A 15,637-nucleotide genomic window follows, 5' to 3' on the forward strand; every position below is an offset into this window, starting at 1 on the left:
ACTGATCATTACACAGCCCATGTAGTATATCATTGAACGGTTATCTTCAGATTGATCTGGTGATGTTCCATGGGCTGTGCACACGGCTCATGGAATTTTTTGCTTGGAGAAAAGCGGAAAAAGAGCCCTGTTTCGGGCTCTTTTTGATTCGTAGAAATCATCAGATCATGAGGAGGAAATCGGATTGAATTTAACAGCATTGGGCATCAAATATATTAGCGGACATGTCACGGACGGGAAGGAAGGCGGGTTCGTTTTAGGGAGAGTGGCTCGTGAACATAAAAGGATATATCGGGTATGGACGGAAGAAGGAGAATGGCTCGCCGAAATCTCCGGTAAGATGAGGTTTGAAGCGGAAAGCCGCGAAGATTATCCTGCGGTCGGCGATTGGGTGTATATGCGCCCGCGGGATGATGAAAAGAAAGGAATGATTGTGGACATTGTCCCCCGCTTCAGCAAATTTTCCCGCAAAAGCGGCGGCGATACGACTGAAGAACAGATAGCAGCGGTCAACGTCAATACGATTTTTCTCGTCAATGCGCTCAACCGGGATTTTAACATCAGGCGAATGGAACGCTATTTGCTGCTTGCCTGGGAAAGCGGAGCCAATCCCGTCATCATCCTGAGCAAAGCCGATATCGCAAGCGGGATAGAAGAAAAAATCAGGCAGGCGGAATCAGTCGCGATCGGCGTGCCGATCCATGCCGTAAGCGCCTATGAAGGAAAAGGCATGGAGGAACTTAAAGCGTATGTCAAAGAAGGGGAAACCGTTGCCCTTCTAGGCTCTTCAGGCGTCGGGAAATCGACGATGATCAACTTTTTTCTGGGAGAAGACAGGCAAAATGTCCAGGACGTCCGCGAAGGTGATGATAGGGGCCGGCATACGACGACTGACAGGGAGATGTTTTTGCTCCCGGACGGCGGCCTTTTAATCGACACGCCGGGAATGAGGGCGTTGGAGCTTTGGGAATCGGAAGAAGGCTTCCGGCAGGGATTCAGCGACATTGAACAGCTTGCCGAAAACTGCAAATACGCGGACTGTCGCCATGATGAAGAGCCGGACTGTGCGGTGAAGACGGCCATTTCCGAAGGACGGCTGGATGCCGGCAGGTTTCAAAGCTACCTGAAGCTGAAAAAAGAGCTCGAATATCTTGCCAGAAAGGCTGATAAACGAATGATGCAGCAGGAAAAAAAACGCTGGAAGCAAATCTCGAAAAGCATGAAAAAACACAAAAAAAGATAAATGTTAAAAGACGCTGAGACGAAGTTTCAGCGTCTTTTTTGACGCGGTAATGACAGCGCTCACATTCTTTGTTTAATGGACGGGTTCGTGATAATATAAAAAAGATACCTGATCTGATAGGGGGAAAAATAAATATGACGCATATGCACATTACAACATGGGTCATCGCGCTTATTTTAGTCTTCGTCGCGTACGGGCTTTATTCTGCAGGCAATCACAAAGGGGCAAAAATCACCCATATGGTTCTCCGCTTATTCTACATTTTGATCATCTTAACCGGAGGACAGCTCCTGTTTATGTTTAAATCCTGGAATGGGGAATACATAGGAAAGGCCGTACTCGGTCTTTTAACAGTCGGATTGATGGAAATGCTGTTAATCCGCAAGAAAAAGGAAAAATCGATTACAGGAATCTGGGTCGGGTTCATTGTCATTCTGCTTTTGACGATTGCGCTCGGACTCCGTCTTCCGTTAGGATTTAAAGTGTTTTAACCGAGAGACACCAGTTCTTCGCTAAGGACTGGTGTTTTTTTATGACGGCGGCTTTGAAGCTGAAATCGTCACAATCCGCTCTCCGTCTGATGTCGTCCATTCAAACCGGTCTTTATGATCTCCATTTCGCTCATAATGATGCTGAAGGGCGCATTGCTTTAAATCATTCGAAAACTGATAAAATGAAACACCTTTAGCACCCTTTTTCTCCGATATAAAGCATAAGCCGTTATAGGCATAGACGCAGTCAAACACGGAAAAGCCAAGGTCGTTCAGCTGCTCCAAAAAGGAATAAAACCGGCCGTTATCCAGCCCCTCTAAAAACTCCAAAAACGCCTGTTTGACCGTTTTCAGATAGCGTATCGATTCACCGCCTTTCAATTGTATCGTCTCCGAATGTTCTGTGACGGCGAATTGGTCGAACAATTCCGCTTTCAGCCATTCTCCGTCTATGCTGATAAAAACGCCGGGACTGATTAAACTTTCGACTAAAAATAAATCCCCTTCTTCATTTTCGATCAGGCAGATGCCGTCCTCCATTAAAATCTTGCCGTAAATCCATTTGCGCTTTTCGGCATACATTCGTTTTTCACGTTCACTATTCATGCTGTTCTCCTTTCCTTCTTCTTTTTTTCCAAAACGGGCTTGTCTCATACAAGTCTGAAGTGGACAATTCAACTATTATTGTAAGGCGCATAAAATAAGTAAAGTGACTAGGAAGTGAAGCCTAAAAAGAGACAGAACATGAGAATTGGAGCTGATCGACAATGTGTGGAATTACGGGGTGGGTGGATTTTAAAAAACCGCTTGTCCGAGAACAGTCCGTCATGGAGAAAATGACTGATACGCTTTCAAAAAGAGGACCTGATGACACGAACATTTGGGGAAAGGACCATGTATTATTCGGACATAAGCGTTTGGCCGTTGTGGATTTAGAAGGCGGCAGACAGCCGATGACCCGCACATATCGAGGAAGCGGCTATACGATCTGCTATAACGGGGAGCTTTACAATACGGAGGATTTGCGAAAAGAGCTGCTCACGCTTGGGCATCAATTCAAGAGCCATTCCGATACGGAGGTTTTGCTTCATTCATACATGGAATGGAAAGAAGAATGCGTTCACAGGCTGAACGGCATTTTTGCCTTTGCCGTATGGGATGAACAGCGCGACCTTTTGTTTGCGGCCCGGGACCGGCTCGGCGTCAAACCGTTGTTTTATTCTGAGCAGGGGACATCGTTTCTGTTCGGATCGGAAATCAAAGCCATTCTGGCCCATCCAGAAGTAAAGGCGAGAGTGGATCGTGAAGGCTTGGCGGAAATTTTCGGACTCGGCCCGTCCAGGACGCCCGGCAGCGGAGTTTTTAAAGGAATAAAAGAAGTGAGGCCGGGGCATGCCATGCGCTTTTCAAAAGACGGCTTGACGATCTGGCGCTATTGGAATGTCAAAAGCGAAAAGCATACGGACAGTTTTGAAGAGACGGTAGAGAATGTGCGCTTCCTATTTGAAGATGCCGTCACGAGGCAGCTTGTTTCCGATGTGCCGGTCTGTACGTTTTTATCCGGCGGAGTCGATTCAAGCGCGATCACCGCGACGGCGGCCAAACATTTCGGGAAAGAAGGAAAGGCGCCGCTTCATACGTTTTCGATCGATTATGAAGACAATGATCAGTACTTTACGGCAAATTCATTCCAGCCGAACGCGGACGGCCCATGGATCAAAAAAATGTCTGAAGAATTTGCGACCGTCCATCACAACTGTGTCATTTCCCAGGAGGATCTTGCCGGCCATTTAGCGGAAGCCGTGATGGTCAGGGATTTGCCCGGAATGGCGGATGTCGATTCATCACTATTATGGTTTTGCCGGGAAATCAAAAAGGATTTTGTCGTCAGTCTGTCCGGAGAATGCGCGGACGAAATTTTCGGCGGCTACCCTTGGTTCCATTCGGCTGAAGATGTGAAAGGCTTTCCATGGATGAGGTCGATGGAAGAACGAATCGGCCTTTTGCAGAACACCTGGCAAAAAAAGCTGAACCTCAAGGAATATGTGACGGCCAAATATGAAGAAACGGTAAATGAAACACCGCCTCTTGAAGGTGAAACAGGCGAGGAGAAAAGAAGAAGAGAGCTGTTTTACTTAAATATGCTTTGGTTTATGACAACACTTTTAGATCGAAAAGACAGAATGAGCATGGGTGCAAGCCTCGAAGTCCGGGTTCCGTTTGCCGACCACAGGCTTGTTGAATACGTTTGGAACATTCCGTGGGATGTTAAAATGCACGGAAACCGCGAAAAAGGCGTCTTCCGCAAAGCCCTCGAAGGCATTTTGCCAGAAGAGATTTTATACCGCAAAAAAAGCCCGTATCCGAAAACACACCACCCGGCGTATACAAAAGCTGTTAAAGGGTGGCTTCAGTCTTTGCTGTCTCAAAAGGATTCGGCGCTGCACGTCTTTTTAGACAAGAAAAAACTCGACCGGCTGATCGAGACAGAAGGTGCATCTTTTCAGGTTCCGTGGTTCGGACAATTGATGAAAGGACCACAGCTTATCGCGCATCTTGCGCAAATCCATACCTGGTTTGAGGCTTACAGAATCGATATAGAAGAATAGACCACCCGGCGAACTGCCGGGTGTTTCATCGTGTCCCCAACGCTTGATTCATTGTCAGGCTTTATCACCTTCTCTCAAAGTCTGCTCAGACGGTCTGTTTCGGGTTGTGTGTAAGGACGGCAAAAGAACTCCCGGCGTGCTGCCGGGAGTTTGCTTTTTACACCTGTTCGGTTTTGGAAGAGTGGCCTGGTTTCAAATTGTTTAGCCTTGAGACGAGATCTGTGCCGAAGTCAGAGGTTATCTCAGCGTCCCCTTGATCGATGAAGCTTTCTTTATATTCATAGGCGGAAGAACCGTGCTCAGCATAGTCGAGGCCGGAAATTTCCTCCTCCTTCGTCACCCGGATCGAACCCGCCGCTTTCATGACTGCGATCATGATCGAAGTGGCGGCTAGCGTCCAGCCGGCAATCGTTAAAATGCCGAGCGCCTGAATCCCGAGCTGGGCGGCTCCTCCACCGTAAAAGAGGCCGCTCGATGTGTTGAAGAGTCCGACTGCAAGTGTCCCCCAAATTCCGCAGACACCGTGGACGGCGATGGCGCCGACCGGATCATCAAGTTTCAGAACTTGGTCGATGAACTGAACGCTGATGACTAATATGACGCCGGCGATGAGTCCGATTAAAATCGAACCTGTAAATGATACGCCATCTGTTCCGGCCGTAATCCCGACAAGCCCTGCGAGTGCGCCGTTTAAAGTCAGGGAAGGGTCGATTCGGCCGAAGCGGAAATAAGTAAACAGCGCCGAGCTGACCACTCCGCCTGAAGCGGCTAAAAGGGTTGTCGTAATGACGTGCGGGACGGCTGCGGGATCAGCCGCCAGCGTGCTGCCGCCATTGAATCCGAACCAGCCGAACCAGAGGATGAAGACGCCGAGGGCGCCGAGCGGAATGCTGTGTCCCGGTATGGCGTTGACTGTTCCGTTTGCATATTTGCCGATGCGCGGACCGAGGAAGATGACGGCTGCGAGCGCGCCGGCGGCACCTGTCAAATGAACGATAGCAGATCCTGCGAAATCGATGAAGCCAAGATCATAAAGCCAGCCTTCGCCCCAAGTCCAATGGCCGACAACCGGATAGATGATGCCGGTCATAAACAGCGTCAAAATCATATAGCTGCCGAGCTTCATCCGTTCAGCAACGGCGCCTGAAATAATCGTCGCACATGTTGCCGCGAACACGGCCTGGAAAACGAAAAACCCGATGTCCTGATCACCCGTCAAAGCGAATCCGCTTGTGCCGATCAATCCGCCGGCGCTGTCCCCGAACATGAATGCGTATCCGACAAAGAAATAAAGAATCGACCCGATCGAGATCGTCAGGAAATTTTTCATCAAGATGTTCAAGGTGTTTTTCGCTCTTGTAAAACCCGATTCGACCATGGCAAAGCCGGCATGCATAAAAAACACGAGCAAGGTGCCGATCGCCACCCAGGACATATTGACAGATTCGTTGACCGACTGAACCGTCGGCTCAGCGGCAAAAGCCGATACCGGCAGCAGAAAACTTAAAAAGAGTGCGAAAGATATCTTTTTCTTCAAAAGAATCATCCTTTCTTAGCGTTTCACACGGAGGTAAACCGTTTTTATACAATCGCTTCTTTTCCGGATTCCCCAGTTCGGATTCGAACCGCGTTTTCGATGGGGAGCACAAATATTTTTCCGTCGCCGACCGTATTTGTCGAGCATGTGCTTTCGATAATTTGTATGATCTCATCGACACTTTCAGATTCAATGACCATTTCAACCTTCACCTTTGGCAGCAGTTTGATTTCATAAGCGGTCCCGCGAAAAAGCGCTTGTTTTCCGCGCTGCTGGCCGCAGCCTGCGACTTCTGAAACGGTTAATCCGTTTATCCCGACCTCTTCAAGCTTTTTGCGGAGCCGGGGAAACTGTTCAGGACGGATGATCGTTTCGATTTTTTTCATATAGATCCTCCTTGTTTATAGATGTAAGGTTTTATTACGTTTTATTGTTATATTTATTATCATACGTAAAATTAAAATGAAAATCAATACGAATTTTCAAAAAAATTAATCTATTAGACCTATTCACTATTAGATTTTTACTCGTGGTTTCTTGTATATGTTAACTTTTATAACATAAAAACCGGCTTCAAATGAAAGCCGGCTAAACTGCAAACCCTTTTTTGAGCCATATTTTTGATCTCCATCGTCTGTACATGAAAATTCCCCTCACCCATTCATCGGCAATAAATGAAAACCAAATGCCTGCCAGACCAAATCCAAGCTGGATGCCGAAAATATAAGCAATCGGAAGCCCGATTCCCCACATCGAGACAATCGCCATGTAAACTGGATACTTTGCGTCACCGGCCGCTCTTAATGAGTTGATGATCACCACATTAAATGAACGGCCGGGTTCCAGGATGATCGTCAGCAAAATCAGCATGCTGGCCGTTGCGATAATTTCGGGATTGCTGCTGAAGATCCCGATCAGCTGCTTTGAAAAAACCGCCATCACAACGGACGTGCATGTCGTAATCGCCAGCGCCCACCATAGACTTTTCAAGCAGCGGCTGTACGCTTCGTCAAATTGTTTCGCGCCGATATGGCGCCCGATCAAGATTTGCGTTCCCTGGCTGATCGCCGCACCGAAAAGCATGATGAACATCATCAAATTTTGCGTGTACACTTTCGTCGTCAAGGCCTGTGCGCCCATCAGCGTAATAAAATAGGTGACGATCATCTGTGACGCGTTATAGGAAAGCTGCTCACCCGCTGAAGGAATGCCGATTCTCAACAGCTTTTTTAAATGGCTTTTTCGGATGAAAAACAAGCGCTTCGAAAAAATCGGCATCCCGATCCGCTTTTTCACAAGCAAGGCGATCGCCAAAAGGCCGATGATGCGCGCGCTTGCAGTGGATAGCGCCACACCCGCCACTCCGAGGATCGGAAAGCCGAACGGTCCGAAAATCACGAGATAGTTGCCGGCGATATTCAGCATATTCATGCCGATCGTAACGGCCATCGTGTCCTTTGTATAACCGTAGCTTTTTAAAATCGCGCTGTATGTCATGATCAGCGCCTGGATAAAGGAGAGCCCGCCGACGATCTTCAAGAAAATGCCGGCATCGCTGAGCAGATTGGCTGACAGGCCCATCATCAATAAAAGCGGCTTGGCAAGCAGATAAATCAAAGCGCTGATGAATAGACTGATGATAAAATTGGCGCTGATGGAAACATATCCGACTTCCATCGCTTCTGCCTTCTGCCGCGAGCCGAGAAATTGTGAAATGATCACCGTTGTACCTGTCGCAATAAAGCCGAACATGACGATGATTAAATTGAGCATCTGGTTGCTGACGCCGACGGCTGCCACACTGTCGTCGGAATATTGGCTGAGCATCAGGGTGTCGGCGTTTCCCATCAGCATATATAATGAAACCTCGATAAAAATCGGCCAGGTCAAGGCGAATAAGGAGAGGTTTTGGGTGTTTGTTTTTTTCATGGCGTATAACCCCTTTCTTTTCAAAAATCCGTTTTATAGTGTAACGCCATTTTTTTATAATAAGAAGAGACGAAACCGATACTTCTTGGAGAAATCCGACCAAATCAAAAGAGGGAGAACCATATGGAACACATCATTTTCACGATCCCGCCGCTCCCCGTTTTGATCGTCTGCGGAGAAGGCGTGTTTAAAAAAGGGGAAAAACATGTCAAGCGAGAATATCCTGTCTTTGACCTTTTATATGTGATCAAAGGGGAACTGTTTTTGACAGAAGACGGTGTGCCTCACCGCATCCGGCAGGGGGAGTACATCATCCTCGTGCCGGGGCTCGAACATTACGGACATCAGGGCTGCAGAGAGGAAACCCATTATTTTTGGCTTCATTTTCAGGATGGGGCGTACGAATTGGGAGAGCGGGGAGGAGATAACTGGACTGAGCTCAAGCTTCAGCACGGAACATTTGAAACACCGCCTTTATATCATTTAAGGCTTCCGAGAAAGGGAAAGGTCGATCAAAAGGCTTTCATTGAAAAGCAGTTTAGAAGTTTAATGGATGAAGCAGCGGAAAATTCTGATCTGCCTCTCAGAAAGCAGCTGCTGTTTGAAGAGCTGCTGATTCATTTGCAAAAGGAAGCGTTTCACATTCCTTCGGCGAATGAACGTGTCGCATCAGAAGCGCAGCGCTATATTGACCGGCATTATAAAGAAAAGCTGAGCATGGATCAGCTTTCCGCCGCCCTTCATTATCACCAGGACTACATCACCCGCTGCATGCAGAAAGTGTTCGGCATCACGCCTGGACAATACGCCAACAAGGCGCGGATCCTGGAAGCGAAGCGGCTTCTTTCCGTGACCAATGAGAAAATGTCAGCGATCGCAGAGCAAGTCGGCATCGATGACCCGACCTACTTTTCGAAGCTTTTCAAGCAAATAGAAGGAATATCCCCTATCGAATACCGAAAGATGATGAAGAGGAATATTGAATAATTTCGTAACAGTCCAAACGGATCGGAGGAGAAAAGCTTGGCAGTCATAAACGGTAAGAAAGTCAAACTGCGTTCAATTACGATGGATGACCTGCCTTTGTTGTGGAAATGGATATACGGTGTGAAAGATCCTGAATGGAAAAAGTGGGATGCTCCCTACTTCCCGCTGCTGCCTGAGCCGTATCAGTATTTCGCCGATTCCTTTGTGCAGGCTTTGAATGAGAGACCTCCACGCTACATGGGGATAGAAATCGGGGGAGAGCTGAAAGGGACGGTTTCGTATTATTGGGAGTGCCGGCCGACCCGCTGGCTTGAGTGCGGAATCGTCATCTATGACCCGCTCTTTTGGAACGGCGGCTACGGCACTGAGGCTGTGTCATTATGGGTCAGCTACTTATTTGATCATCTCGATGTCCCGAGAATCGGGATGACCACATGGTCCGGAAATCAGCGGATGATGAAATGCGCAGAAAAGGCGGGGTTTACGATGGAGGGGCGTATCCGCAAGATCAGATATTATAAGGGAACCTACTATGATTCGATCAGGTACGGGATGTTAAGAGATGAGTGGGAGAAGCTTTGCGGCCGCCCTTGAATTGCCGCAAAGCCATGCAGGGCCGGGGAATTCTACTCCGTATTTGTAACTGTTCTGAGGTTCAATCGATAATCAACATCGATATCCATCTTACTCCATTTCTTCTTCCACGTGTTGTCGCTCATCGGCTTAGTGAACGGGAACAATGCTTCACCGCCGATTTCAAAAGGGTCAACCTTCATATCCTGCATCTTTTTCAGCAGTTCGGCGGTCTGTTTTTCCAATTGCGCTTCGGCCTCATGGATCAGCGCATTGAATTCCCGCTCATCCTGCAGGTTTTTGTCACCGGTATATTCCTCAATTCCGCCATCAACATTCACTTTCAAGGATAGCGCTGTATTTTTTTTATTCAAATTGAAAAAGACGGATGACCGGGCCTTGCCGATCACGAGAGAAATCTCGGGGAGCGCCAGGAGCTTGAGGTATTTGTTGTTGTTGATCAGCTGAAACATTTGGTCATCCACGCCGCCTATGATGTTCTGCAATTTGTCGTCTTTAAAAAGGGCTGTTCCTTCATAAATAAAATCATCTTCATCCGTTTTGAAAACCGGTGTGTAGGGATCGGAAAAATGGGTGTAAAGCAAATTTTTGAACTGATGCAGGTTGACGATGGTCATTTCGCCCTGACTTGCTTTTTCGAAATGTTTTAAGGTCTGATAGAGATAGAAATCAAATTTTTCGCTTTGTTTCAGTTCATTAAGCATGTATTTTTCAAAGTCCCCTTTGACGACCATCACGTATAGTCGCTGAGGGGTTTTTGGATCGTTCAAAAGCGTGTTGATAATCGGAAGGATTCCTTTTCTGGCCAGCTTTTCTTCAATGATCAGCATGCGGAGCTGCCCGTTTTGCAGCTCGTTGTAATAGTTTAAATTAAAATCCTTGCCGGCCTGTTTGATCATGTTCACTTCGATATTGAAGACGCGTTTTTTCTCAAGTCCGATCGGCGGGACCAATGTGCTCATAGACAGTTTTTTGTTTTTTCCTTCCTTGATAAACCAAAACGTAACCGGAGAAATTTCTTCAATCTCATTATTTTCCACAAATGGAGAGCAGCCCTGCGCCAGGCAAAGGCTGAGCATGACAGAGCATAATAAAGCCCGTTTTCCCTTCATCATGATGATCGCCCCTTTCGTTTACCGGCTGCCAGAAGCAGTGAAGGAACAAGCGCATATGTAACGGCTCCCAGCGTAACCTCCAGGATAAACCACATCTCCTTTTGTTCTCCATTTTCCCAAAACCATATGCTTAATATGAGCGATGCGGCCAACACCAAGAGAAAGCTGAAAATAAACCCTTTGCGGGTAACCGGTTTCGAGACTCTTTTGATCACGATCCGGGCGCCGCCGTATAAACAAAGTAAAAAGATGGCGATGACAAAAGCGTAATGAAACATATGCGCGGACAATAAAAAGGTATCAACCCGCTCCAGAATCGGGGATTCCAAATAGCGGAGCATGTTGATGACCGGGAAAATGGTTTCCCGCAAATAAGACGAACCGTAAAAGAACAGTGATGCCGCAAACAAAAACAAATATTCAAGAATGGAAATCGCATTTCCGATAGATAAGTATTTGATGACACGCTCCTGTTTTTTAAACCATGGAGCAAGGCAAATCAGATACTCGGGACCTGAAAAAGCAGACCAGGTCACAAGCAATGTTTGCCACGATTTTTTTGTCCACTCAAATGGAATCAGCGGATATAAGTCGTTCAGCGAAGCGATCGGCGGTATGTAGAACCGGATAAACAAGAATACGATCCAAAACGATGATAAAAATGCGATGATCGCAAACCGCATCGTATTTTCCATTCCTTTGGACGCCGCATAGGCGCCGATCAACACGATGAACAGAACAAGCCAGTTTAAATTGATGGCCGGAAAAATAAAGTACCGGACGGTTTCCGCATAACTCACGATCAGAATCACCGTTTTAATGAACAGCTGAATCAAGCAAAGCAACACGAGAAAACGGAGCTTTCCTTCGCCGAAAACGTCTCTGAAGCCCTCATATCCTTTGGGCGCGTAAGGAGATGACAGCCATTTGGACAGGATGAACAGATTAAGCTGAGACAGCGCGCCGATGATCAAGAGTCCGAAAATCATAAACGGATGGACCAAATACATCGGCAGGATGAGGATGAAAAACAGAACCTGTGTGCGGTTCAGGATGATGATCATATATAAGCCGCCAAGAGGTCTTGTTTTATGGAACAATCTAAAAGGGCTCAAGCAGAATCATCTCCTTTTGCTGTACCGCCAGCTTTTGAGAGGGTGTAAAAATGCCGGGCGTTTTTTTAGCCAAGTGAACGGGCCCCGAATGAAAAGATCGAGCCAATCCCGCGGATAAAAAGGTGTAACAGGGGCCAAATAAGGCTGTCTTAAAGAAGTAAGCCCATTTAAATGGACAAATAATCCAATAAACCCGAGCATGATTCCAAAAAAGCCGAGGCAAGCTGATAATAACAGAATCGTAAAGTGGATCAATGTATACCCTTTCGCCACGATGTAATTCGGAATCAAAAAAGAGGTGACCGTTGCGATCCCGACTAAGACAACCAAAACTTTGCTGACAAAGCCGGCCTGCACCGCTGCTTCCCCGATGACGATCCCTGAGATGACACCCAAGGTTGAGCTTGACTTTGTCGGCATCCGCACGCTGGCCTCTTTAATAAATTCGATCACGATCAACATGAGAAACGCTTCCCAAAACGGGTTGAACGGCACTTTGCTCCTTGATTCAATCAATACATTAAGGATTTGCAAAGGAATCATGTGATAATGATGGGTCGATAAAGCGACATATACAGGAATTAACGCAATGGACAGAATAAAGCTGAAATAGCGCAGCCAGCGAAAAAAGCTGGAAATTGGCCAGCGCATTGTATAATCTTCGAATGAATGAAACAGATGAAAAAGCGTGATCGGCGCATTCAGCGCAAACGGTGTATTATCGACCAAAATCGTGACCTTTCCGATGCTCAAATTGTACGTGCAAATATCGGGCCGCTCTGTCTGCTGAAACTGAGGAAAGATGGTATGATGGTGATCTTCCATCAATTCCGCAAGCTGTGACGAATCAAGCATCGTATCAAAATCAATGGCGGCGATTCTTTTTTTCGCTTCTTCCACAAATTCAGGGTTGGTCAGTCCGTCGATATAGATGAGAACGATCGACGTTTTGCTTAAAGCGCCGATTTCGAGTCTCTCGGTTTTCAAATTTGTCAAAGGTAGCCGTCTGCGTATTAAAGATAAATTAAGGCCGATCTGTTCTGTAAAGCTGTCCTTTGGACCGTACATAATCGTTTCGGTTTTCGATGATTCAATCTGCCGCCCCAGCCGGTTTTCGAGCGGGATGGCATACCAGTGCCCGTGCAGCGGATCAAAGACAAGAACGGCCCCTGTCATGAGCAGATTTGTCGCTTCATCCAAAGCTGTAATCTGCAAAACGTTCAAGAGCAAACCTTTTAAATAATCGTACACCGTAACGTCGCCGCAGCTGATCATGGGCTTGATGATCAATTCGTGCAGACTTCCTTCGTCAATGATCGTATTGATGTAATAAAACACGGCTTTTTGTCCGTTCTTCATTTCATATTCTTCTGATACGGCATCGCTCATGCCGGCAATCGCTGCTTCAATGGCTTCTGCACTGACAGCCGGCTGATCGGCTGTGAATGGTGTTTGATCTTTCTTTCGAAACATGGGCATCCCCCAAACCGGTTTCCAGTTGAATGTATTGTGTGTACCTTTTTCTGAAAATATGTATGAAGAAAAAACGCCCGAACGAAAAACGGACGTTTTTTCAGGACCATAGTGAAGCGCCAAGATAGAGGCCAAGTCCCCACATGATGAGAGCAGATCCTTTGTTGAACAAGATAAGCGCGGCTCCCGACCGATCCATGCGCCTGATCACCCGGCCCGCTGCCGCCAGTCCGGCAAACCATGCCCATGAGACAAGGATACATGCCACGGTGAATAACCATTTTTCCGCCCCGTCATATGCCAACGAGCTGGTGCCGATCACACCGACGATGTCGAGAATGGCGTGCGGATTTAGCAACGAGACAGCCGCTGCAAAAGCGATTTGCTGTTTCACCGTCATTCCATCCGTTCGTTTTTCCCCTGCAGCTGGTTTGGCGTGCCATGTGATCCATCCCATATACATCAGGAAACAGAAGCCGCCGCTCAATAAAATCAATTTCACCGCCGGGATGCCGGCGACAGCCGCCGAAACTCCTGCAACAGCAAGAATCACTAGCAGCGTATCACAAATCGCTGCGGCAATCACAAGCGGCATAACCCGGAAAAAGCTCGGTGCCGCCGCCCCCTGCTGAAAAATGAAGACGTTTTGCGCCCCTAAAGGCAGAATCAGTCCAAAAGCGAGAATGATGCCGTGAATGGCTGCGGTCATTCTTGATAAATCCCCTTTCATTCAACAATGTCCGTTTTATTGTAGCGGATGAAAGGGGAGGTGTCTCCGGCCATTTGGATGGTTTCAGAAGCCAGCCAAATGTTATCATGTTCAAAAAGGAGCTGAAACAGAGATGAAATTCTCGCTCGATCGAAACTCGGAAATACCATTGTATCAGCAAATTGAACAAATCTTGAAAGACAAAATGTCGCGGGGCGAATGGCCGGCCGGAACCAAAATTCCGTCCCAGCGGAAGCTCGCCGGCATGTTTCAAGTCAACAGAAGCACGGTGACCGCGGCGCTTGACGAATTGACAGCCCAGGGGCTTCTTGAAGGCAAGCGGGGCGGCGGCACAAAAGTGATGAATCATACATGGAGCGGCATGACGGACGGACCGTCGCTCGACTGGAACGGCTATGTCCGTTCGGGAATCCACCGCCCGAATTCTTTGACGATCCAGGAAATCAACCGGCAGGAGTTCAGGGAAGACATCATCCGGCTTGGGACCGGTGAACTGTCGCCTGAGCTTTTGCCCTATCAGCAGGTCAAAAAAATGCTCCGTGATGCTGAATCAGACAAGCTGATGCTCGGATATGAAGAACCGAAAGGAAACCGGTATACGAGAGAAGTGCTGGCGGCTCATTTAAAACAAAAAGGCATTCATGTTTCCCCGGATGCCATCCTGATCGTTTCCGGCGCTTTGCAAGCCCTCCAGCTCATCTCGATCGGCCTTTTGAAACGGAAGGCCGCCGTCCTCACCGAAAAGCCGTCATACTTATACTCGCTCCATGTGTTCCAATCGATGGAGATGAGGCTTTACGGCATTCCGATTGATGAAGGGGGATTGAGTCCGGCTGCTATTCAGGCCTGCAAAAACAAGCATGGCGCCGACCTTTTGTATACGATTCCGTCTTTTCACAACCCGACGGGCTTTTTGATGACGGAAGAAAGGAGAAAAGAGCTGATTCAGACCGCGAAGCGCTTATCTCTTCCCATTATTGAAGATGATGCATACGGCGATTTGTGGCTTGACAGTCCGCCTCCGCCCACGCTTAAGACCTTCGACCAAGACGGAAACGTGCTTTATGTCGGCACATTATCGAAAACGGTCAGCCCCGGCCTTCGCATCGGCTGGATCGCCGGGCCCGAGCCTGTGATCGACAGGCTGGCAGATATCAAAATGCAGACGGACTATGGGTCAAGCTCCCTCTCCCAGTGGGCTGCTGCAAAATGGCTCTCAAGCGGACTTTATGAAGAAAACCTCCATTTGATCAGGAATGACTTGAGAATCAGGCGTGACACAGCCATCCGCTGCCTTGAAGCGCACTTTGACGGGATCGCTGACTGGAAGGAGCCGCCCGGCGGGTTTTACATCTGGGTCACATTTTTTCAGTCACTGCCGCTTCATGTGCTGTTTGAAAAAGCGCTGCAAAAAAACATCCTCATCAATCCGGGAACCCTTTACGATAAAGAAGCGAAAAGAAGCATCAGACTGTCTTATTCCTACGCTTCTCTTAGCGGCCTCGAAACCGGAATCCGAACCGTCGCCGAACTGGCACGGGAACTTTTAACCGCCACTGCCGGCTGAAGCTTTTTTAGCCGGCATCTTTCTATTTTTTCCTTCTTTAAGGACTCAAGATGGTTGAAGTTAATCCACTAAATTCCAAAATTCATCATATCAACAAACTATTGACTCATATGAAGAACTCTATTTCTGAAAAACAAGTTTAATAGAGCCTCTGTTATGAGAAATGTCCCATTTTTTCGAATCTTGTTGACACATCATCGTCACAAAATATACACTTTTTTTGTAAATGAAAATGATAATCTTTATC

Annotated in this window: 14 protein-coding genes; 6 read left to right on the top strand and 8 right to left on the bottom strand. The window is 47.5% G+C overall.

Features of this window, described 5'->3' with window-relative positions:
* Positions 1 to 184: 184 nt before the first annotated feature.
* Positions 185 to 1,243: a ribosome small subunit-dependent GTPase A gene (gene rsgA / locus M654_RS07710; protein ID WP_026586342.1), complete on the top strand. Its 1,059-nt coding sequence runs from the start codon at positions 185 to 187 to the stop codon at positions 1,241 to 1,243.
* 134 nt (positions 1,244 to 1,377) lie between these two features.
* Positions 1,378 to 1,734: a YisL family protein gene (locus M654_RS07715; RefSeq protein ID WP_026586343.1), complete on the top strand. Its 357-nt coding sequence runs from the start codon at positions 1,378 to 1,380 to the stop codon at positions 1,732 to 1,734.
* Between the two features lie 39 nt (positions 1,735 to 1,773).
* Here M654_RS07715 and M654_RS07720 read toward each other — a convergent pair whose 3' ends face one another.
* Entirely contained in the window at positions 1,774 to 2,340 is a 567-nt protein-coding gene (locus M654_RS07720) for a DUF2777 domain-containing protein (RefSeq protein WP_026586344.1), read from the bottom strand.
* A gap of 161 nt (positions 2,341 to 2,501) precedes the next feature.
* On the opposite strand from M654_RS07720, the gene asnB reads away from it, so the two are divergent.
* Entirely contained in the window at positions 2,502 to 4,343 is a 1,842-nt protein-coding gene (gene asnB, locus M654_RS07725) for an asparagine synthase (glutamine-hydrolyzing) (RefSeq protein WP_026586345.1), read from the top strand.
* Between the two features lie 157 nt (positions 4,344 to 4,500).
* Here the strand turns inward: asnB and M654_RS07730 are convergent, their stop codons facing one another.
* From M654_RS07730 to M654_RS07740, 3 genes are all read right to left on the bottom strand, one after another.
* Positions 4,501 to 5,880 carry an ammonium transporter gene (locus tag M654_RS07730; protein WP_026586346.1) on the bottom strand — a complete coding sequence of 460 codons (1,380 nt, stop codon included), beginning with the start codon at positions 5,878 to 5,880 and terminating at the stop codon, positions 4,501 to 4,503.
* Between the two features lie 44 nt (positions 5,881 to 5,924).
* Complete coding sequence (locus tag M654_RS07735; protein ID WP_026586347.1) at positions 5,925 to 6,266, bottom strand: P-II family nitrogen regulator; 342 nt, start codon at positions 6,264 to 6,266, stop codon at positions 5,925 to 5,927.
* Positions 6,267 to 6,468: 202 nt separating this feature from the next.
* Complete coding sequence (locus M654_RS07740; RefSeq protein WP_026586348.1) at positions 6,469 to 7,809, bottom strand: MATE family efflux transporter; 1,341 nt, start codon at positions 7,807 to 7,809, stop codon at positions 6,469 to 6,471.
* A gap of 123 nt (positions 7,810 to 7,932) precedes the next feature.
* Here M654_RS07740 and M654_RS07745 point away from each other — a divergent pair, with 123 nt between their 5' ends.
* The gene (locus M654_RS07745; RefSeq protein ID WP_026586349.1) at positions 7,933 to 8,796 is read left to right on the top strand and encodes an AraC family transcriptional regulator; all 864 of its coding nucleotides are present in this window, start codon (positions 7,933 to 7,935) and stop codon (positions 8,794 to 8,796) included.
* A gap of 36 nt (positions 8,797 to 8,832) precedes the next feature.
* Positions 8,833 to 9,390 carry a GNAT family N-acetyltransferase gene (locus M654_RS07750; RefSeq protein ID WP_026586350.1) on the top strand — a complete coding sequence of 186 codons (558 nt, stop codon included), beginning with the start codon at positions 8,833 to 8,835 and terminating at the stop codon, positions 9,388 to 9,390.
* A 32-nt stretch (positions 9,391 to 9,422) separates the two neighbouring features.
* Here M654_RS07750 and M654_RS07755 read toward each other — a convergent pair whose 3' ends face one another.
* From M654_RS07755 to M654_RS07770, 4 genes are all read right to left on the bottom strand, one after another.
* The gene (locus M654_RS07755) at positions 9,423 to 10,505 is read right to left on the bottom strand and encodes a Ger(x)C family spore germination protein (protein WP_026586351.1); all 1,083 of its coding nucleotides are present in this window, start codon (positions 10,503 to 10,505) and stop codon (positions 9,423 to 9,425) included.
* Positions 10,502 to 11,569 (bottom strand): GerAB/ArcD/ProY family transporter, encoded by a 1,068-nt coding sequence (locus M654_RS07760; RefSeq protein WP_236251216.1) that lies wholly within the window; start codon positions 11,567 to 11,569, stop codon positions 10,502 to 10,504. Before M654_RS07760 ends, M654_RS07755 begins: the two co-directional genes overlap by 4 nt.
* A 57-nt stretch (positions 11,570 to 11,626) precedes the next feature.
* Positions 11,627 to 13,093 (bottom strand): spore germination protein, encoded by a 1,467-nt coding sequence (locus tag M654_RS07765; RefSeq protein WP_026586353.1) that lies wholly within the window; start codon positions 13,091 to 13,093, stop codon positions 11,627 to 11,629.
* 100 nt (positions 13,094 to 13,193) lie between these two features.
* Positions 13,194 to 13,802, bottom strand: coding sequence for a LysE/ArgO family amino acid transporter (locus M654_RS07770; RefSeq protein WP_026586354.1), 609 nt, complete (start codon positions 13,800 to 13,802; stop codon positions 13,194 to 13,196).
* A gap of 133 nt (positions 13,803 to 13,935) precedes the next feature.
* On the opposite strand from M654_RS07770, the gene M654_RS07775 reads away from it, so the two are divergent.
* Entirely contained in the window at positions 13,936 to 15,390 is a 1,455-nt protein-coding gene (locus M654_RS07775) for an aminotransferase-like domain-containing protein (RefSeq protein ID WP_026586355.1), read from the top strand.
* The last annotated feature ends 247 nt before the right edge of the window (positions 15,391 to 15,637 follow it).

Origin of the sequence: Bacillus sp. NSP9.1, assembly GCF_000465465.2 — a bacterium.
GTDB lineage: Bacteria > Bacillota > Bacilli > Bacillales > Bacillaceae > Bacillus > Bacillus sonorensis_A.